Below are 19026 nucleotides of genomic sequence, written 5' to 3'. Positions count from 1 at the left end.
AGGTTTGAATAAGCAAGCAACAGCAGTTACTGCTGCTTGCGTAGGCTGTTAGAAATATTTACTACGAATTTTGGCGTATTTTTCTTTCAGTGCGCTAGTTGTGAAGGTTTTAACAACCATATTGGGTGACCAATAGCTTGGTGACCACCCCGCTTTTTGTTTCAATTGCTGAATAAAATGATCTGGTGTGATCCCTTTTCTCCACGCACTTGGTAGCATTGTTGTTTGCGTGTAGCGATCAATTAATACAATACCTTGGCGATTGCTAGGTATTTGTAAGTGTTCGACTAAGGCCTGATGAGAGTGAATTGGCAACGTTTCAAGTGGCGATAATACTTCGATTTCGATTGTTAATTCATCAAGTTGTTCTTCAGAAAGAGGCATAAAGCGACGGTCTTCGTATGCACTAGCCACGGCTTTATTATGAACTTCTATGACTAATGGACGCGAAGCAATAGTTGTCCCCATAGAGCCTTGCAATGCATTATTCACCTCTAAGGTAACAAAACATGCTGCATGTTGTTGCATCTTTCGCGTGTAATGATTAAGCCGAGGTGCATTTATCGGACGATCAGAAAAATGGTCATGAATAGCATTGCGTGCAATATCCAGTAATTGAGTTAACTCACCTTTATTATATGTTTGTGGTGTAGCTATTATATCCACAACTCTCTCCTTAACTCTGTAATGACAGAGCAGTTAAATTCCGTGATAAAAGCGATTTATTATTGTTCATTGGGCTGCTTTTGATTATCCGTTAGTGTTTGAATGCAAAAGGACTGACGAAACAGTTAACGGTAGTGAGGTAATTAATATCATCTATTTTCGATGAATGTTCAACATGTGAAAGGTTAAAATTTGTTAACTTTTCTATCGTTATTTTATTCAGTATTTGTATTTTAATTTCTTATAAAACAAATTGTTATATTTTATCTGTTGGAAAGGGGGTTTTACTAATTGACTATCAATGAGTAATTGCGAATAGAAAGTGAACAGTGCAACTAAAATTAAATATTGTTTAGATCGTAAACAGGTGTGAAGTAGATGTTTTACTATTAAGCAAGTTTCAATTATCTTGACCAACTTATCTTATAGAAGAAGTGGCATTGTGATGACTGAAGTAAAAAACCTAACAATCGAACAGCTTGAGCAATACGACAATTTAGTAATTACGCAGCCGAATTGTCCGTTTTGTGTGAAAGCAAAAGCACTACTTGATGAGCGTGGTATCGAGTATACAACACTTGTTTTAGGGCTAAATTTATCAAAATTAGTGATGGTTGATTTCATCGAACAAAAGGCAGGGCTAACGGTTCGTACTGTACCTCAAATTATTTTAGATGATAAATATATTGGCGGTCATGACGATTTAGTCGCTTTTCTTGAGCGCCAAGTTGAAGCAACTGAGTTTGATGATTTTGAATTATAAAAATGGGCTGAAAAGCCCTTTTTTATATCTATTAATAGTACATGTATGAGCTGATCTTATGAAACTCGATTTTTCTCAATTAAACAAACAGGCCAAACAATCGTTTGGTGACCAACAAGCTATTATTAAAAAAGTGATGCAAGGTAAAGTAGTTAACTGTAAAGAATGTGATCAATCATTATTCTTAGTTCCACCTGAAAAAAGCGAACAACCAGGGATTGCATGTAAAAAAGGCTGTACTCATATTCATTTAGATTTCGCCTAGTTAAGGGGATATTTTAATTGTAGGGTGTATAAAAAAGCACCATTGAATTGTTTTTTTTAGATAAGTATTCCCACATTACTGATAACGAGTGTTACGGAGTTGCACACTATTTCTGGCAAATCGGCATTCTCAATTTCTATTTTTATATTGCTAGTTAATGCAGTGATTAATAATAAAAAGCTATTTACGGAAGTGAGATAACTTTGATAGCTGATAATTTTATAAATTTAAGCTTAAGTTATAACATCATGAATTAAAGTATAAAAATAACTACGATGATAAAATTATATTTATCAGCCAACGATAAAAAAACAGTCTAAAGTTGATAGGGTAGTAGTTAGAGTACAATGAAAAGCATTATTAATTTTACACACTGATATCATTATTTTTTATGGGATATGGTGTTTTTTATAACAAATGAATTGTTTTTAGACGATTAAGCCATCTATTGACAGTTATTATGATGAAATGGTTATATATTGCCGCTCAAATTTTATTTACAGGACTAAGTATTGATGGTTTGAGTTGTAATCATAACGGGACTTTATAAATGAGTAAGCACGATAAATATAGTATTCATAATACCGACTATACAATTGGACAAGATAATGTCCAAAAATGGGGCTTTGATGTCCATAATGCGGTATTTGGTGTTAGTGCAGGATTAATTGTTCTCTTTTTAGCAGCAATTCTTATCAGCGATCCTGCAACAGCAAAAGCAGCGTTAGATAGTGTTAAAAATGCTATCGTAAATAAATTCGATACCATGTTTCTTTTGGCGGGAAACTTTTTTGTTATTTTTTGTTTAGGACTCATCATTTCTCCTTACGGCCGTATCCGTTTGGGCGGGAAAGACGCAGAAGCTGAACATTCCACCATGTCTTGGTTAGCGATGCTCTTTGCTGCGGGTATGGGGATTGGTTTAATGTTTTGGAGTGTTGCTGAGCCTGCCGCGTATTATACCGGATGGGGTGGTTCAACACCGCTAAGTGTGACCCCTGAAACGCCAGAGGCCTTTAAAGTCGCGATGGGTGCAACTATGTACCATTGGGGTTTACATCCATGGGCTATTTACGGTGTTGTTGCGCTTTCAATGGCATTTTTTGCTTATAATAAAGGTTTACCTCTTTCTATTCGTTCGGTGTTTTATCCTATCCTTGGCGATCGTACTTGGGGTTGGGCTGGGCATATCATTGATATCCTTGCTGTGCTTGCAACATTATTTGGTTTAGCAACATCACTAGGACTAGGGGCTCAGCAAGCAGCAAGTGGTATTAACCATGTATTTGGTACTCATGGTGGCTTGGGGTTACAAATTGGTATTATTATCGGTGTAACAATCATTACCATATATTCTGTTGCTCAAGGCATTGATTCCGGTGTTAAGTTATTAAGTAACATTAACATGTTAGTCGCCCTGACCTTATTAGTGTTTGTCGGTGCTGTTGGTTTCTCTGTGTCTATGCATACGATCCCAACGACGATTGTGGGTTACGTAGAAAACTTTATTCCATTAAGTAACCCATTTGGTCGAACAGATCAGGCTTGGCTTCATGGTTGGACTGTAGTGTACTGGGCGTGGTGGATTTCATGGTCTCCATTTGTAGGTTCATTTATTGCTCGTATCTCAAAAGGTCGAACTATCCGTGAATTCTTAATTGCTGTCTTGATTGTGCCTACCGTGGTTACCACTGTTTGGATGTCAGTATTCGGCGGTCAAGCAATTCACCAAGTGATGGATGGCATTGGATCTTTAGGTAAAAATGGTATTACTGAAGTTTCACTTGCTATGTTCCAAATGTTTGATGCCTTACCACTCGGTACTATCTTATCTTTTATTGGTATTTGTTTAGTTTTAGTTTTCTTTATTACTTCTTCAGACTCAGGTTCTCTGGTTATCGATAGTATTACTGCAGGTGGTAAAGTTGATAATCCAGTAACGCAACGTGTATTTTGGGCTATTATAGAAGGTTTAATTGCGATTGCATTGTTGTGGGTAGGAGGTACCCAAGCAATTCAAGCGCTTCAAGCGGGTACCATTTCAACGGCACTTCCGTTTACCATTATATTGTTGCTGATGTGTGTCAGCTTAATGCTTGGCTTTAGAACCGAAAAGTACAAGTAATTATCAAGGGTGATTTAGCCTAAAATGGTAATAAAAACCGCAGTGTTCATACTGCGGTTTTTTTTTATTCCCAAATTTGATCAATTGGCGTATCGGGGGGGAAGTGATATGCGATTTGAGCTTGTAATAGCTCAGCTGTCGCTAAGGCATCTGTTAACGCGTGATGAGGTTGGTAAGCGGGTAATCCATATCGAATTCTACATTTCCCTAATCGAACTGAACCTGGCTTTTTCCCTTTTAATCTCGCCCAAATACCACTGTATTGCTGGTTTTGGATAAATGATTCAAGCGCTAAAGTATCAACAACAGGAAACTGGATACCTTCGTTTAATCGCACTCGTAATGCCTTATCCATAAACTGTCGTTCGATGGCTTTGTAATGCACCACTACGACTTTACCTGCTAAAGAATCTAATACCGCTTCTAAAATTCGACGTATATCTGGCGCCGTTTGTACATCTGAGTGTGTAATACCATGAATGATGACGGAGTCTTCATCTAGTTTTGCTTTTGGCTTTACCACCCAATGCTGTGATTGTCTGCAATAAATACGATTGATGGTGAAGGGAACAAGCCCGACACTAATAATGTCATCTTTGTTAGCATTGAGCCCTGTTGTTTCAAAATCTAAAGCAACAAATTCAATGTCCTTTAATGGGGTATCACCACTAAAAATACCATGTTGATAATATTGTTTAATTCGTTGGTCTTTAGCATCATGGGCAAGTTCCGCAAACTTTGTTTGCCAATCCACTATCGGAGTATTACGAATGAAGTGGGTTGATGATGTTTTTTTGAATACTTCTCTAAACATGCTTTCTCACCCTTATCGTGTTGCTTGATAGCGATATTTCACGAAGTTTTGGGCTTTACTTAAAATTTGAAAAGCATCTTTAAGATTACGGCGTTCAAAATCGGACATATTTTCAGGCTCAATACTATTATCAGGCTCTTGCCCTTCTTCAACATCCAACGCTTGATGGCGAATACGGACTAATGAAATATATTCCATGGCATCGCGAAGATCTTGAGCCCGTCCAGGTGGTAAAATTCCACTTTCAATAATATCGTCCAAACGTTCGAGCGAATTTTGTGAACGTGAACCTACCGCAAGGGCATGGACACGAATCAAATCTGCTAATGGCGCTGTACCACGACGTTTTAGATTAATCGAGTTATTATGACGTCCATCTTTTTCCATTACGAAATCTTTAAAGAAGCCTAATGGTGGCGTGCGATTGATTGCGTTGCGTGCAAGGCAAGCTAAAAAGCGAGGGCTGTTACGGGCACGACGAACAATAAAACCATTAAGTTGTTTAGCCCAACGTAATCTGCCCCAAACACCGCCTAAGTCAAAAAAGATAGAGCTATTTAATAACGCTTGAGGTTTTGGATTATCAATCCAATCAGCAAAACATTGTTCCCATTCATGTCGGGTTTTTCGCCATTCTGGATTTGTCGCCATAATGCCGCCAGTACAATAGGCATAACCACATGCAGCAAGGCCATCACAAACAAAAGTCGCAAGTGCTTCAAAGTACGCATTATGTTTATCATGATCGAAGGAATTATCTAAAATAATGGCGTTATCTTGGTCTGTGACGATGAGTTGTTCATCTCGTGCCATAGAGCCTAAGGCCAAGAAACAGTATTGAATAGGTGGTGGACCGAGCTTTTCTTCTGCTAATTCTAATAAACGCTGTTTAAAGCTGCGTCCAATTTCTGCCATTGCGCTGCCAATCATGTGCGAGTTAGCGTCTTCATTAACCATGCGCACAAAGCAGTCTTTAACTTGTGCTGATAATTGAATGAGCTCTTCTACAGATTGCTGCTGATAAATACTACTAACGAGAAGTAAGCTATTTTGCGATTCATAGCGAACAATATCAGAAACGCTAATAACACCTATTGGTTGTTTGTTTCTAAGTACAGGCAAATGGTGAATGTTATAACGCAGCATAGTCAGCATCGCTTCAAATACATAGGCATTATGATCGAGTGTAATGGGTTCTGCTGTCATGACTGAAGAAACAGGCTTTGAGGTTGAAATACCTTCGGCTAATACTCGGGTACATAAATCACGATCAGTAATAATTCCCGTGACATAATCGTTTTCATCATCGTCATCGGTAGCATTACTGTCACTGAGTAATAATGCAGAAACGCCTTCTTCAGCCATTGTTTGTGCTGCCGTTTGAATGGTTTCGTTTTGATCAATGATGACGGCATCACGAGTGATCAAAGTTCTTAGTTTTGATGTCGTCAGATCATTTTCATCATGTTGGCTTGATACGGCATGACGTAAACGAGCCCCATCTTCAACTTCAACGAAATCCGCAAAGCTATCGTATTTATCGCAAAGTTCAATAAATAGAGTATTGGGAATACAGTAGAGTAGAGTATCTTCTAGCGCTTTTGCTGGCATTCGGACTCGGTTGTTCATCAACAAGCCCATTTGGCCGAAAATATCACCTTCATCAAGACGATTGTAGAGCTCGCCCTTACGGCGGTATATTTCAACAGCACCACTTCGAATTAAAAACAGATCATGAATGCTATCGCCAGTATTCAATATCATGGTGCTCGCACGGTAATAAGCGACTTCGACTTCAAGAGCAAGTTGATGAAGTTGCTCTTCTGGCAAAGTATCAAAAGGCGGATACTGTGAGATAAAATTGAGAATTTCTATTTGTTCCGCTTCCATTACATCTTCCGTTATTTAAGGCAAGTATTTAGTTGGCGTTGGGTATTCAATGATCTATTGCTTATTAAAGCTAAGAAAGCGATTAAGTAATAGATAGATGAAAGTTTAACGTATAAATGAGGTTAAAGCATACGGAAGAGGAATTAAACGCTTGTCACGGCTACAAGCGTAAAAGATAGGTCAAATTATTCTGAAAATTGAATTACATCAAGAGATAAGCAATACAGCCGCTACCGATAAGGCGCGCCCCAGAGAAAAAACACGCTTCAATTTTGCTTTCAATTACCTCATCAATCTCATCATATTTTACTGTTAGAAACGAAACGGCAAAACCTACCGACATTGCAAAAAGAAGAACAGCAAGATCAAATAAAAAGGCTTGAATCCATGTACATTACATACCTTAGTTAAATAACGTAATAATATATAATGATGAGATCTTGCCGACAAAAATAGCATAGATAATCATCAGTATTTAAGTCGTTTCTTTTAAATAATGAGACAAAAGTATCTTCGCAGTAGCTATCTATTTTCATCGAAGAGAGCTGATAAAACGTCATTAATAACGTTAATCATGGAGATTGCATTTATGCCATATAATGAACTGAAAATACTTTAAATCTAGATGATTGTATTATCAATATTCGTCGTATTTGTATTAGGCTTTAATAAACAACATAACGATGAATATGAATGGAAGCATAATCTTAGATATCTGACGATGGGGTATCCGTGTGAGAATTGTTTTCTTTGGTGAAGCGCTTGTTGAAATAAATAACACGACTAAGTATGCAACGTATGGTGGAGATGTACCCAATACAGCCTTGTATTTGTCTCGGCTTGGACAATCTCGAGCTATTTCTGTCAGTTATGCGACTGCCGTAGGGACTGATAAGTTATCACTATCATTATTATCGTGTTGGCAGCAAGAAGGCATTGATACGAGTTTAGTCCGGTATCTTTCGACTAAATTCCCTGATCTTTGTTATATCGAGACAGATAGAGAAGGGCACTGTTACCGCCATTTTTGGAATAAAGATAATGCTGCTCGTTATTACTTTTCAAGGGAGTCATCACCACTTGAAATAGCATTAAGTAACTATAACTATCATGCTATTTATATCAGTGCAGTAAGCTTTGCATTATTAACCGATGAAGCAAAAGCAGCGTTATTGGTACTGTTAGAAAAATATAAAATAGATGGCGGCAAAGTCTATTTTGATAATCGATATCGGCCTCATATGTGGACACCACAGCAAGCAAGATACTGGATATGTCAGTTATTACCATATATAGACATTGCTTTCATTGAGATAAAAGACGAACAACGAATCTGGGGCACTAGCTTTGACATTATTGAACGCTATAGTCACTCGAACTGCTGTGAATTAGTTATTAAACAATATAGCGACCACCCGATAAGCGATCTTAAAGCCCTTCATACTCAAATGAAGATATCTGTGATCCAACCAATAGGGCAGACGACGGATTATATTGCAGATAATGCGTTTATTGCAGGATATCTGGCCGGAAGGATTAGCGGTAAAAGCATTCGCCATTCACTTAATCTTGGAAAAGAGCTGACTTTAAAAGTACAGACTCATTCTAAAGCAGTGATCCCTGCTGCAGCAATGCGAGATATGATGTAACGCAATGATGTTTTTACATCTTATGATGACCAAATCACAGGCTGAATCATATAATTTGGTTGTAAAATAATCGCTTAGCATTATTTTTTAAAAAATAGTATTGACTCAAAAGCTACATTACGTAGAATGCACCCCATACCGAAGAGCAACTCACTTCTCGGTGTGAACAAAATGGCGCGTTGGCAGAGTGGCTATGCAGCGGATTGCAAATCCGTGGACCTCGGTTCGACTCCGGGACGCGCCTCCATTCTCTTTTGAGAATATTATGCGACACTAGCTCAGCTGGTAGAGCGCAACCTTGCCAAGGTTGAGGTCACGAGTTCGAACCTCGTGTGTCGCTCCAAATTAAAAGATATGGCGAATAAGCGGTATCTATAGATGGTGTCTTACCCATCGCAAGTAATTGCGTGCCCTGGTGGTGGAATTGGTAGACACAAGGGATTTAAAATCCCTCGGCGTTCGCGCTGTGCCGGTTCAAGTCCGGCCCGGGGCACCATCTTTATTTTACCTATTAGGTAAAAAAGAAAAAATAGAATTAAAAGATATAGCGAATAAGCGATATCTACAGATGGTGTCTTACCCATCGCAAGTAATTGCGTGCCCTGGTGGTGGAATTGGTAGACACAAGGGATTTAAAATCCCTCGGCGTTCGCGCTGTGCCGGTTCAAGTCCGGCCCGGGGCACCATCTATAAAGAAAGCTCATCATTAGATGAGCTTTTTTTTCGTCTGTAATGTGAGTACATCAAATAAAAAAGAGCCGAAAGGCTCTTTTTTGTTATTTATCGCTATCAGTGCCGAAACGAATGATGCAACTTTTAGCAAATTCGGTTGCTTCGTTCGCTGTCCAATCACCTTTTGGTTTTTCTTTTAATTGGTTACACCAATCTTCACTGCCCACTTCCGGTGTACATGCAGAAAGTAATGTTACAGCACCTAATAAAATAAATAACTTCTTCATAAACATCCTTTATTACTGATTAATTATCAGCTTCAGCGTTAAATTTCTGCGATTACTCACAATGCCGTAAGAATGGCTGAAAGGTCACGTATTAGCAAATTTTAAAAAGTGTTTTATGTGATAATTATGTAATATTTCAATAACAAAGGAAAAGGCTGGTTTGCTAAATACCAATACTCTGATGCTTCGGAGGGCTAAGATAATTATTGATAGTCCGTGATTTGGCATGATTGTAAGGAGGGCATGATGAAATTAAATTGTGATATGGGCGAAAGTTTTGGTGCTTGGAATATGGGGGATGATGCAGCAGTGATGCCATGGATCAATATGGCGAATATTGCGTGCGGTTTTCATGCATCCGATCCGACAGTGATGGCAAGAACGATTGCTTTAGCTAAAAATCATGATGTGATCATAGGTGCTCACCCTGGGTATAATGATAAAGAAGGGTTTGGACGACGGCCTATTCCCCATACGTTGGATGAAATCAGTCATAGTGTGGCTTACCAAGTCGGGGCGCTAGATGCGTTATGTCGGCTGAATGCTGTATCTATTACGTATGTGAAGCCTCATGGCGCGTTATATAACCAAATGATGCAAGATCCTGAAATTTTCGAAGTCATTGTTTCAACGATCGCAAAACTTAATACTTCCCGTGTTCTTCCTCTTTCTCTTATGGTCCTGTCACGAGCAAATAATGAGGCATATATTCAAATAGCCAGACAAAAAGGTGTTTCTTTACTTTTTGAAGCGTTTGCAGATAGAGCTTACACAGCCGATGGATTATTAGTTCCACGACATGAAGCTGGTGCAGTACATCACCATCCTGATTTGATAAAAGCGCAAGTATTACAACTCGCTCAAGGTAAAGTGAGAACCCAGAGTGGGAAATTATTAACATTACAGGTTGATACCATTTGTGTGCATGGTGATAACCCTGAATCAATTGCAACAATTAAAGAGATCGCCCTGTTATTAAAGTCAGCAAATGATAATAAATAGGACGTTATTATGCTTATTAGTCGATTAACTGAATCAGCCATGATGGTGGAATTTGGGCAGAAAATTACTGCTGAAACAACAGCCATGATTGCTGATTACGTGACGTTTATTAAAACACAATATAGTCGTGAATTAATCGATGTTACTCCCTCGTATACTAAAGTGATGTTACATTTTCGGCTGGACTGTAATTGTTATTCTTTATTGGTTGCGGCAAGTGAGCAATGGTTTGCTGATCATCGACTAAGTTATAAAGGCTCTCGCCATTTAACATCAAAACTGCATCAATTACCTGTTTATTATCATTCAGATGTTGCGCCAGATTTAGCTACTGTCGCCGCTCATAGCCAGTTAACAGAGCAACAAGTCATTACTCGACATAGTGATAAAATCTATCAGGTAGGTGCAATAGGTTTTACTGCTGGTTTTGCTTTTTTATCTTCGGTGGATGCTGAAATCGCAATGCCTAGACTGTTGTCACCTCGGCTTCAAATACCAGCAGGAAGCGTCGGTATTGCCGATAACCAAACCGCAATATATCCCGATCAAAGTCCAGGAGGTTGGCATATTATTGGTAATTGTCCGCAATCCTTATTTTTAGCTGATCAGTACCCGTTATCTATTTTTTCAATTGGCGATCAGGTGCAATTTTTTGCGATCACCAAACAAGAATTTTTAGATCTAGGAGGGCAGTTATGGAAGCGTTAGAGATCATTGAATCAGGGATGCTAATGCAGTTGCAAGATCTCGGTCGATATGGTGTGGCAGAGCATGGATTAAGCCAAGGTGGCGCAATGGATCTTCATGCTTTCTGCTGGGGGAATTTATTGTTAAATAATGATCCTAATGCAGCTCAAATAGAGATCACATTAGGGCAAGTCAGTTTTAACGTTCTTACCGATTGTACTATCGCTCTCACTGGTGCTGATATGCAAGCCAAGATTGATGGGAAAAAGGTTATGCCCTGGCAAACAGTACGCTTATTGCGTGGGCAAGTATTGCAGTTAGGCTATGCACGTCAGGGGTTAAGAGCATATTTAGCCATTGACGGTGGATTTTGTGTTAAAGAAAGTCTAGGTAGTGTATCGACAGTCGCTAGGAATCATCTGGGCGGTTTTGATGGTACGGGGCAGTCACTAAAAGAGGGGCAACGACTTTCTAAATATGGTGGAAATAACGTTTATCATTTTCAAGCAGTACCCGCACGCTATATACCCCATTATGCCGAAAAGTTAACGGTATCTATTATTGAATCATATCAAGCAGAGTGGTTTTCTTCACAGCAAAAGCAGCAGTTTTATCAGTCAGAATATCAAGTGAGTCAACATAGTGATCGCATGGGCTATCGGCTTGTAGGGGAAAAGATCCTCCCCAATAAGACGACATTGATCTCTCAACCTATAGCAAAGGGAGCGGTTCAATTTCCTGCATCAGGAGAGCCCATTATTTTACTCAATGATCGACAAACGTTGGGAGGATATCCTATTTTAGGTTGCATTACTCAGCGTGATCTTAATTTGGTTAGTCAATTAAAACCGGGAGATTCAATCCGATTTTCACCATTAAGCCCAGAGCTATTTGAACTTGAGTTACAGAAATGGTTTACTTTCTGTCGATTCTTTAATGTTTTCAATTGTGGTAACGAAAAGAAAGAAAGGTGATTGGATGTATATTTTCGGCTATGGAAGCCTGATCAATAAATACTCGCGAAACCGTACAGGTAATACTGGTAAATCTTATCCTGCATTAGTGCATGGTTTACAGCGTTCATGGGGTAATGTTGATGGCAGTTATCCTATCGCGCCTTTAGTCGTAAAGCCGGGACAAGGTGTCTGTAATGGCGTGTTAATTGAAGTTGATGAAAAAGGTTTGAGAGACTTTGACCAAAGAGAACATGGCTATCAACGTATTCAAATTACTGCACAACAAATTGAATTGTTAGAAAATACGAAGCTCACATTATCAGAACCAGTTTGGGTATATATCAATAATAGTGCTTTACCGCCTTGTCAGCAGTTTCCTATTACACAAACCTATGTTGATACGGTTTTAGCGGGATGTTTATCTATTTCACATCAATTTGCAGAGATGTTTATCGCAACGACGACAGGCTGGCAATACCCTTATCAAAATGATCGTCATTCGCCTAAATACGGCAACTTGGCTGGCGTTTATGATACTGATAGAAAGCAGATTGATATACTCATTGAAAATACGATTTCAGGTAATTAACGATCTGCTTATCGTTATCATTTAAGCGAGATCTACGGTGGCAAAACCGAATAAAAAAGGGCCGACAAAAACAGTTGATATCTTTTGTGCTAAATGTAAAACGCTCTTATTTAAATATCGAAAAGGTGGAAAAGGGGCGTTAGTAAAATGTTTTAAAGAAAGAATTGTAAAAGATTTTACGATTGAATCTGCAATATGCCCTGAATGTGGTGTGGTATTCGCACGAGATGCATTAGTAAGAGGTACACCTGCATTTAAAATCATTGGTGGCAAAGTGACGATGAAATAAATAAGAAGCCGAGTTATAAGTCAACTCGGCTTCTTGCTACCAATGAGGATTACTTTTTGAATAACTGCTTTGGTGGGCAATCAATCTTTTTACTCATAAGTACCGCTTCTAAATCGACAATTTTACGGTGATAAGTTGCCTTTACGAGTTGATAATCAAGTGATGGCGCAAACCATAATGAAAGTTGGCGATCGCTTTTTCTCGTTTGATTAACCCTAATAGTATTTAGAGTACCAAAATTAGTATCGATTGTTTCATTACCCACGACTGCAAAGTAGTAGTGGCTAGTTTCGTCACTATTTTGCATGATGAAATCAAAGTTCTTTTTACCTTCAATTAAATCAAGACGCATTTGGCTACCAATTGTGTCTCCATCAAGAATAGGCGCGAAAGCATTGGTATATTTCTGCGTTTTTCCATCATCAGTCACTGTAGAGTTATGGCCATCGTTACTAAACGTTACACTGACATTTCCTGCCATTAGTCCAGTGATCGTTCGTTGAAATTTATCCGTGATGAAGCGTTGAGCAGCATCTGACCAATGTAATTGAGTATGAGAGTGCATTTTTGATTTAGTGATTAAAACATCAACCTCACTGTTGGTATAAATATCAGCGTTATCACCTTTCCAAACAATGTGACGTTGATAATGACCAATTTTCTGACCTTTAAAAAAGATATTGTAATTTAATGTCTTTTTACATTGATGAAATTGGTTCGGAAAAGAATAGGTGGCATGACTTACTTTTTGTAGTGCTGTTGAAGGATTACTTGTCGGTGCTGCAATGGCTGTTACACTCAATAAAGATAAAACCGACGTAGTAAATAAAGACAATAAACGCACAGGTACTCCTAAACATTTAGATATAACGAACATTAGCGTTTTATAGTTTAACAGGTTTGGTAACAAGATGATCAAGTAGCATGTTTTTTATGCACCAAGCCACTTCGATTATATAGATCATTCTGCAAATGTCTTTTTCAGCGTAATAATTAATAATAGGACTGAAATGAAATAAAAAATTAATCTATTATTAATTCCTTTTAAATCATGTGGTTATGATTTTGATTGTAAACGGTCGTAAAGATCATCTTTTAATTAAAAAATAACGTGTTGTTATTTAAGAAATTTTATCTCGAGGTCTATACCTGTCTGTTGTGACACTAGTAATACAGTTATTTGACGTTTAGTGTTAGCGCGCCTATTTTTTATACGTTTATGTCTAAAGAAAGAGGAGTGTGTGATGAAAAAAATGAACTCGTCATATCGATTACAAATTATCAAAGAAGTTGCAACTCGGCATCAAATGAAATCGACAGGTGATCCTATGGCGATGCACATATCACAGCTACTAGAAAGTCATAATAATGAACACCCCATAAAGCCAATAACAACATTTGATGATAGTCATTATGATGACAATGCAGGCGGTTGGGTAAGCAATTTATGGGGTAACGAAAAATAAAACAGGATAATTATAATCACGGGAAGTGATGGATGAAGTACGATGATGATCGTAGCTTTTTTGATACATTGAGATCATCGATGAAGAATGCTTTTTTCTTAGTCTGTAACTGGAACAAATTTTGTGTCTGATGTACATTGCGGTGTCATTATATATTTAGGCTAATTGATGAATTACACCGAACTTGATAATTACACGCGTAAGTGGATTTTTACCCATGCTTCGATGCCTGTTCCTACGACAGATCTTGAGCAAATAAAACCGTTAACCCAAGCGCGTTCTTCGCAATTGTGGCAGGAACATATTAGTAAACAGAGTCCGGATTCTGATCACTTTGAGCACGGTGATTGGGCGGCAGATACAAAAAACTGGTCAGAGCCTGAAGATTGGCAAGATGCTTGGGATAACGATGATGATGCATCATTGCCAGCTGCTATTTTGACAGCTTTGCAATGGGAAGATAATACAACGATTTATTTTTGCTACGAAAAGTACAATATTGTAGAAACTAAATGGGGTGTATTTAAACGTAATTGGAAAAACTTTTTGTTTTTTGATGATGGTCCAATTCTATTGGGTCGCAAACAAAAACAAGCGCTGTGGTTTCAATCCAATGGTACTTATCAGTTAGCATTACGCCCATAATTTTCTAACGCCCTGTAATATTTATTTCTTTTTAAATTACAGGGCGTTGTTATTTATGTTTTTTCTTCAATGGGCTGTAATTGTTTTATGATCTGTTGAATATTTTTTAATGCGATGTGTAAATTATTGCTTGAAGAATGAACCGAGCCTTCTTTTGTTATTAAAGGTTGGTTTAATGGCTCGCCTAACGCAATAAAAAAACGTGCACTGTGGTTTGTGGTTGTGACGGTAATGGGTAATTGCGAGTGAGCAAAAATTCCCATTTGATTCGGATGTAGTTGATTATTTGCGATATAGGCGTGCCCTGAGCGTAAATAAATAAAACCTGCAACATGGGTCTCTGGTGGTGTAAACGTCCAACTACCGTATGACGTGACAATAATATCAAGATAGATAATATTGCAGTTGTGTTTTATTGGGCTTTCAACACCATTGTAGTGACCAATGAGTACTTTTGTTGTCGCGTGTGTGCCTTCAACGAGAGGTAGTTTTTTACTGGCAATATGAGTGCTTGATGGCGCAGTCATTTCTCCTTCTTTCTCTGAAGGCGAAGCGGTCCACATTTGAAACGCTTCTGCGATCCCATTGTGTGGTTTCATCAGTGATTTATGTGCCATACCATAACCACAGGTGGTGAGATGAATATCACCCGTTTGAATGTGATTTTTACCGTTAATACTGTCATCGTTTAGGATTGATCCGATAACGGGATAGCTGACAGCATCGATACCTGAGTGGCCATGAAAGCCTAGTTCATTATGTGATCGGTTAGTAGATAAAAAATGATCCCAAAGGATAAAGGGGTTGGTATCAGGAAGATGCGGGGTATCGATATAGGTGACGATGGCACCGTGTTTTATGCCGTGCCGAATTACTGCAATTTTTCTAGTCATTGCTATTGTTACCTGTTTTCGTAAGGCTAGAAAACAAGCCTATGTATCATGCCATTACAAATTAATATTCAACTCTTCTTTAGCCTAGTTGCTTACTCGCCGATCTGCCGCATTATTAGCAACAAAAATTTGGTTACTGGTAAAATGAAAGTTGAATATTAAACGTTTAACATTTATTTGTATTACAATAATCAACATTAAATAGATACTCAATATTGACGAAATAATAGGAAACACGAATGACTTTTTCTTTTGGTGGCTTGTTTAAACAGCAAGCATTTATTAATGGCCAATGGAGTGACGCCTTTTCTGGTAAAACGGTAAATATTACTAATCCGGCGACAAATGAAGTTATTGGTCATGTTCCACTTATGGGTGTAGAAGAAACCAATATTGCGATTGATGCGGCAGATAAAGCGTATCGATTGTGGTCAAAAACAACAGCGAAACACCGTTCGATGATCTTACGTCAGTGGTATGAGTTAATTGTTTCACACCGTGATGAATTAGCTCATATTCTTACTGCCGAACAAGGTAAGCCACTGGCTGAAGCGAAAGGTGAAATTGCCTATGCGGCGAGTTTTGTTGAATGGTATGCCGAAGAAGCTAAGCGTCTAAACGGTGAGATCATTCCAAGCCATAAAGAAGACGCCCGTATTTTAGTTTCTCGCCAGCCTGTTGGTGTGGTTGCTGCCATAACACCCTGGAACTTTCCTGCAGCAATGATCACACGTAAATGTGGTCCAGCTTTTGCTGCGGGTTGTTCCGTGGTATTAAAACCAGCCCCTGATACCCCTTATACTGCATTCGCCTTTGCAGAGCTCGCGCATCGGGCGGGCATTCCTGCTGGGTTGTTTAATGTTATTACGGGAGATGCCGTTAAAATTGGCGCAGAGCTTATGAGCAATAAGCGAGTTCGCAAAGTTTCATTCACAGGCTCAACGGCAATAGGTAAGCTTTTGATGGCACAATCAGCCGCTACTGTTAAGAAAGTGTCTTTAGAGTTAGGGGGGAACGCGCCATTTATTGTGTTTGATGATGCTGACTTATCTCGCGCGATTGATGGGGTAATGGTTTCTAAGTTTCGTAATGCAGGGCAGACATGTGTGTGCACTAACCGTATTTATGTTCATAGTGATGTGTATCTGCAATTTGTAGAAAAGCTAGCTGAAAAAGTGTCAGCACTAACGGTTGGCAATGGTGTTGATAATGGCGTAACTATTGGCCCGTTGATAAACCGAGCTGCGGTTGAGAAAGTCGAAAAACACATTAACGACGCCATAATGAAAGGGGCAAACTTAGTTATAGGTACACGAGAGCCTTCAACAAGCTGCTTTGTTCAGCCTACGGTGCTAAGTAATGTAACCGATAATATGTTAGTGGCGAGTGAAGAAACCTTTGGTCCGTTAGCTGCTGTGTTTAAGTTTACGGATGAGCAAGATGTTATTGCACGCGCTAATAATACCGATTCTGGGCTTGCAGCTTACGTTTATACTCAATCATTATCACGCGCTTTTCGTGTTAGTGAAGCGCTGGAATATGGCATGGTCGGAGTTAATGAAGGGGTAATTTCTACTGAACTCGCGCCATTTGGTGGGGTAAAAGAATCAGGTATTGGCCGAGAAGGTGCGCATCAAGGTTTAGAAGAATATACTGAGATGAAATACACCTTAATGGGTGGCTTATAGCATTTTGTTATTTTTTTTGCGCTATGTCTAGCGAGCTGAGTTACACTGCGTTTCTCAGCTTTCTTCTTTCTATTCTTCTTGGATACTATTTTCCATGGTACGTATTAGTACGACGCCTTCATTGTCTGCAATAAAGCCTTACAGGATTATTTTCACTTTATTTCTTATTCTCTTTTTTTCGTTCCCAGCTCAGGCTGTTCCATTGGTTGGCTCAGCATGTTTGATCCGTCACGGTAATAAAGTTGTCGTTATAAAAGAAGAAATATCAGGGAAATTGGCTTTACCTGGTGGTCGAATTGATCCTATGAATAGCCCTGAGCAGGCTGCTGTACGTGAAGTCTATGAAGAAACTGGCATTCATGTTGACGCGGTGAAGTTGCTAAAATTACGGGGTAACACAACGTTATTTGCGTGTGTAGCGAAGCAGCCCATTCCAACAACAGTGATCTCGCCTTATAACCAACCGTTAACAACGACAGAAAATGATGATTTGTTAATTAGTACTTGGCAAGCGAAGCATTTTACCAAAGAGGTGAAGTGTGCATATTTACTGTCAGCTGAAAACATTACGCCAAAGGATTATCGCTATCCTAATGATGTTCCACTGATCCAACACTTATTATCACAAGTACCCAATAGTGAAATTACGACCAATGCCGCAGATTACCAAGCGGTGAGTAGGTTACATCAATGGGAGCTGACACAGATTCAGTCATTTCAACAAGAAATCAAATCGCTGCCTGATAGTTACCAATCACTTTTTCAACGAGTGCTATCTGTGTTTAACTTACCCGGTGAAAAGCTGTTTATTGGCTTGTTATTGCTCGTTGTTACCGTCGGTTTTGGTGTCACAGCAATGTTGTATTTATCAAGCGTACTTGTGACTGTCACTTTTATTGCTTCGGTAATGAAATTAGCGCTAGCATCACCTCGTCCATTTTATATTTGGCCAGAGTTACAACAAACAGCAGCCAGTGGCTTTGGTTTGCCGAGCGGCCATACATTAATGGCAACGGTACTATGGGGATTACTTTGGTACAATTTGCCGTTGTTGATTCATCGCTATCGACCCCACTTGACTTCAAACCTAACGACGTTTCGCTTTAAGACACTGCCGCTGTTGATTATTGCGATTAGTTTACAAGCTATCGCAAGGGTTTGGCTCGGTGTGCATTTTATCTCAGATACCGTACTTGGCTTGAGTGTTGGGATAGTGCTTTTAGCTTTGTTTATTTGGTGGCAACGTTCAGGCTCAGCCTATCTGCATGTGCGTAATTGGCGGTTTTGGGCGCTACTTAGCGTGATAATTGCTGTGGGTGTGAGCTATTTTCAAGTCCCTCAGCAAGTGTATTTATTAGCCTGTACGCTTGCAATGAGTGCCGCTGTCTTTATTGATAGAGGTCGATCACGACAGACAATTACTTATACTCAAAAATTGAAATTAGCAGTGATGCTACTTGGTTCTGTATTGGCGATTGGATTTTTGAGCTCATTATGGGTAGAGATCGTAATAAGTACAGTCGCTATATTATTGATAAAAACATTAGCTATTGTCGTCATGGTTATGGCGTGCGTATTGATGACTGCGCATAGCTATCGTTTGAAATAAGCACCTTCAAGGCGGAAGCGGAAGTGACAAGCAAGGATTGTTTGTTTTGTTCTATCGCGTTGTAAGGTAAA

Annotated in this window: 19 protein-coding genes and 4 tRNA genes; 17 read left to right on the top strand and 6 right to left on the bottom strand. The window is 39.0% G+C overall.

Annotated features, from left to right (window positions below; all coding sequences use genetic code 11):
• Window positions 1–48 precede the first annotated feature (48 nt).
• Window positions 49–666 carry an AmmeMemoRadiSam system protein A gene (gene amrA, locus C9J45_RS03245; RefSeq protein ID WP_107206261.1) on the bottom strand — a complete coding sequence of 206 codons (618 nt, stop codon included), beginning with the start codon at window positions 664–666 and terminating at the stop codon, window positions 49–51.
• 445 nt (window positions 667–1111) lie between these two features.
• Between amrA and C9J45_RS03240 the strand changes: the two genes are divergently transcribed.
• The 3 genes from C9J45_RS03240 (at window position 1112) to C9J45_RS03230 (ending at window position 3819) form a co-directional block, all read left to right on the top strand.
• Entirely contained in the window at window positions 1112–1429 is a 318-nt protein-coding gene (locus tag C9J45_RS03240) for a glutaredoxin domain-containing protein (protein ID WP_107206262.1), read from the top strand.
• A gap of 58 nt (window positions 1430–1487) precedes the next feature.
• On the top strand, window positions 1488–1694 hold the full coding sequence (locus C9J45_RS03235; protein ID WP_105059910.1) for a hypothetical protein: 207 nt from the start codon (window positions 1488–1490) through the stop codon (window positions 1692–1694).
• Between the two features lie 550 nt (window positions 1695–2244).
• Window positions 2245–3819, top strand: coding sequence for a BCCT family transporter (locus C9J45_RS03230; RefSeq protein ID WP_107206263.1), 1575 nt, complete (start codon window positions 2245–2247; stop codon window positions 3817–3819).
• A 64-nt stretch (window positions 3820–3883) separates the two neighbouring features.
• On the opposite strand, the gene C9J45_RS03225 is transcribed toward C9J45_RS03230, so the two are convergent.
• A complete protein-coding gene (locus C9J45_RS03225; protein ID WP_107206264.1) occupies window positions 3884–4633 on the bottom strand; it encodes a 3'-5' exonuclease in 750 nt (249 codons plus the stop codon).
• Between the two features lie 12 nt (window positions 4634–4645).
• Entirely contained in the window at window positions 4646–6523 is a 1878-nt protein-coding gene (locus tag C9J45_RS03220) for a DUF294 nucleotidyltransferase-like domain-containing protein (protein WP_107206265.1), read from the bottom strand.
• A 734-nt stretch (window positions 6524–7257) separates the two neighbouring features.
• Between C9J45_RS03220 and C9J45_RS03215 the strand changes: the two genes are divergently transcribed.
• The 5 genes from C9J45_RS03215 (at window position 7258) to C9J45_RS03195 (ending at window position 8858) form a co-directional block, all read left to right on the top strand.
• Window positions 7258–8172, top strand: coding sequence for a PfkB family carbohydrate kinase (locus tag C9J45_RS03215; protein ID WP_107206266.1), 915 nt, complete (start codon window positions 7258–7260; stop codon window positions 8170–8172).
• 173 nt (window positions 8173–8345) lie between these two features.
• Window positions 8346–8419: transfer RNA gene (locus C9J45_RS03210), tRNA-Cys, on the top strand.
• 20 nt (window positions 8420–8439) lie between these two features.
• A tRNA-Gly gene (locus C9J45_RS03205) sits at window positions 8440–8515 on the top strand.
• 66 nt (window positions 8516–8581) lie between these two features.
• Window positions 8582–8668, top strand: a tRNA-Leu gene (locus C9J45_RS03200).
• A 103-nt stretch (window positions 8669–8771) separates the two neighbouring features.
• Window positions 8772–8858: transfer RNA gene (locus C9J45_RS03195), tRNA-Leu, on the top strand.
• Between the two features lie 90 nt (window positions 8859–8948).
• Here the strand turns inward: C9J45_RS03195 and C9J45_RS03190 are convergent.
• Window positions 8949–9131: a DUF3012 domain-containing protein gene (locus C9J45_RS03190; protein WP_005368573.1), complete on the bottom strand. Its 183-nt coding sequence runs from the start codon at window positions 9129–9131 to the stop codon at window positions 8949–8951.
• Window positions 9132–9377: 246 nt separating this feature from the next.
• Between C9J45_RS03190 and C9J45_RS03185 the strand changes: the two genes are divergently transcribed.
• The 5 genes from C9J45_RS03185 to C9J45_RS03165 are packed head-to-tail and all read left to right on the top strand — an operon-like array spanning window position 9378 to window position 12654.
• Window positions 9378–10133 carry a 5-oxoprolinase subunit PxpA gene (locus C9J45_RS03185; protein ID WP_107292135.1) on the top strand — a complete coding sequence of 252 codons (756 nt, stop codon included), beginning with the start codon at window positions 9378–9380 and terminating at the stop codon, window positions 10131–10133.
• A 9-nt stretch (window positions 10134–10142) separates the two neighbouring features.
• Window positions 10143–10841 carry a 5-oxoprolinase subunit PxpB gene (gene pxpB, locus C9J45_RS03180; protein WP_107206268.1) on the top strand — a complete coding sequence of 233 codons (699 nt, stop codon included), beginning with the start codon at window positions 10143–10145 and terminating at the stop codon, window positions 10839–10841.
• Entirely contained in the window at window positions 10829–11794 is a 966-nt protein-coding gene (locus tag C9J45_RS03175; RefSeq protein WP_107287119.1) for a biotin-dependent carboxyltransferase family protein, read from the top strand. Before pxpB ends, C9J45_RS03175 begins: the two co-directional genes overlap by 13 nt.
• Before the next feature lie 4 nt (window positions 11795–11798).
• On the top strand, window positions 11799–12365 hold the full coding sequence (locus C9J45_RS03170; protein WP_107206270.1) for a gamma-glutamylcyclotransferase family protein: 567 nt from the start codon (window positions 11799–11801) through the stop codon (window positions 12363–12365).
• Window positions 12366–12402: 37 nt separating this feature from the next.
• Entirely contained in the window at window positions 12403–12654 is a 252-nt protein-coding gene (locus C9J45_RS03165) for a hypothetical protein (protein ID WP_107259608.1), read from the top strand.
• 49 nt (window positions 12655–12703) lie between these two features.
• Here the strand turns inward: C9J45_RS03165 and C9J45_RS03160 are convergent, their stop codons facing one another.
• Window positions 12704–13498 (bottom strand): DUF3108 domain-containing protein, encoded by a 795-nt coding sequence (locus C9J45_RS03160; RefSeq protein WP_107206272.1) that lies wholly within the window; start codon window positions 13496–13498, stop codon window positions 12704–12706.
• A gap of 400 nt (window positions 13499–13898) precedes the next feature.
• Here C9J45_RS03160 and C9J45_RS03155 point away from each other — a divergent pair, with 400 nt between their 5' ends.
• Both C9J45_RS03155 and C9J45_RS03150 read left to right on the top strand, forming a co-directional pair.
• On the top strand, window positions 13899–14120 hold the full coding sequence (locus tag C9J45_RS03155) for a hypothetical protein (protein ID WP_107206273.1): 222 nt from the start codon (window positions 13899–13901) through the stop codon (window positions 14118–14120).
• A gap of 168 nt (window positions 14121–14288) precedes the next feature.
• Window positions 14289–14765, top strand: coding sequence for a DUF2947 domain-containing protein (locus C9J45_RS03150; RefSeq protein ID WP_107206274.1), 477 nt, complete (start codon window positions 14289–14291; stop codon window positions 14763–14765).
• A gap of 53 nt (window positions 14766–14818) precedes the next feature.
• Here C9J45_RS03150 and C9J45_RS03145 read toward each other — a convergent pair whose 3' ends face one another.
• Window positions 14819–15658 carry a pirin family protein gene (locus C9J45_RS03145; RefSeq protein WP_107259606.1) on the bottom strand — a complete coding sequence of 280 codons (840 nt, stop codon included), beginning with the start codon at window positions 15656–15658 and terminating at the stop codon, window positions 14819–14821.
• A 239-nt stretch (window positions 15659–15897) separates the two neighbouring features.
• Here C9J45_RS03145 and C9J45_RS03140 point away from each other — a divergent pair, with 239 nt between their 5' ends.
• The gene (locus tag C9J45_RS03140) at window positions 15898–17346 is read left to right on the top strand and encodes an NAD-dependent succinate-semialdehyde dehydrogenase (RefSeq protein ID WP_107245986.1); all 1449 of its coding nucleotides are present in this window, start codon (window positions 15898–15900) and stop codon (window positions 17344–17346) included.
• 94 nt (window positions 17347–17440) lie between these two features.
• A complete protein-coding gene (locus C9J45_RS03135; protein WP_107292134.1) occupies window positions 17441–18955 on the top strand; it encodes a phosphatase PAP2 family protein in 1515 nt (504 codons plus the stop codon).
• Window positions 18956–19026 lie beyond the last annotated feature (71 nt).

The organism is Photobacterium sp. GB-1 (assembly GCF_003026165.1).
In the GTDB taxonomy this organism is placed as follows: domain Bacteria; phylum Pseudomonadota; class Gammaproteobacteria; order Enterobacterales; family Vibrionaceae; genus Photobacterium.
Note: the sequence above shows the minus strand (reverse complement) of the source record. Positions and strands in the feature narration are given on the sequence as shown.

What these genes read in the sequence shown, in the direction of transcription:
- C9J45_RS03240 (WP_107206262.1), top strand. Translation starts at nt 1,112, where the DNA reads ATGACTGAAGTAAAAAACCTAACAATCGAACAGCTTGAGCAATACGAC.
- C9J45_RS03235 (WP_105059910.1), top strand. Translation starts at nt 1,488, where the DNA reads ATGAAACTCGATTTTTCTCAATTAAACAAACAGGCCAAACAATCGTTT.
- C9J45_RS03230 (WP_107206263.1), top strand. Translation starts at nt 2,245, where the DNA reads ATGAGTAAGCACGATAAATATAGTATTCATAATACCGACTATACAATT.
- C9J45_RS03225 (WP_107206264.1), bottom strand. Translation starts at nt 4,633, where the DNA reads ATGTTTAGAGAAGTATTCAAAAAAACATCATCAACCCACTTCATTCGT.
- C9J45_RS03220 (WP_107206265.1), bottom strand. Translation starts at nt 6,523, where the DNA reads ATGGAAGCGGAACAAATAGAAATTCTCAATTTTATCTCACAGTATCCG.
- C9J45_RS03190 (WP_005368573.1), bottom strand. Translation starts at nt 9,131, where the DNA reads ATGAAGAAGTTATTTATTTTATTAGGTGCTGTAACATTACTTTCTGCA.
- C9J45_RS03185 (WP_107292135.1), top strand. Translation starts at nt 9,378, where the DNA reads ATGAAATTAAATTGTGATATGGGCGAAAGTTTTGGTGCTTGGAATATG.
- pxpB (WP_107206268.1), top strand. Translation starts at nt 10,143, where the DNA reads ATGCTTATTAGTCGATTAACTGAATCAGCCATGATGGTGGAATTTGGG.
- C9J45_RS03175 (WP_107287119.1), top strand. Translation starts at nt 10,829, where the DNA reads ATGGAAGCGTTAGAGATCATTGAATCAGGGATGCTAATGCAGTTGCAA.
- C9J45_RS03170 (WP_107206270.1), top strand. Translation starts at nt 11,799, where the DNA reads ATGTATATTTTCGGCTATGGAAGCCTGATCAATAAATACTCGCGAAAC.
- C9J45_RS03155 (WP_107206273.1), top strand. Translation starts at nt 13,899, where the DNA reads ATGAAAAAAATGAACTCGTCATATCGATTACAAATTATCAAAGAAGTT.
- C9J45_RS03150 (WP_107206274.1), top strand. Translation starts at nt 14,289, where the DNA reads ATGAATTACACCGAACTTGATAATTACACGCGTAAGTGGATTTTTACC.
- C9J45_RS03145 (WP_107259606.1), bottom strand. Translation starts at nt 15,658, where the DNA reads ATGACTAGAAAAATTGCAGTAATTCGGCACGGCATAAAACACGGTGCC.
- C9J45_RS03140 (WP_107245986.1), top strand. Translation starts at nt 15,898, where the DNA reads ATGACTTTTTCTTTTGGTGGCTTGTTTAAACAGCAAGCATTTATTAAT.
- C9J45_RS03135 (WP_107292134.1), top strand. Translation starts at nt 17,441, where the DNA reads ATGGTACGTATTAGTACGACGCCTTCATTGTCTGCAATAAAGCCTTAC.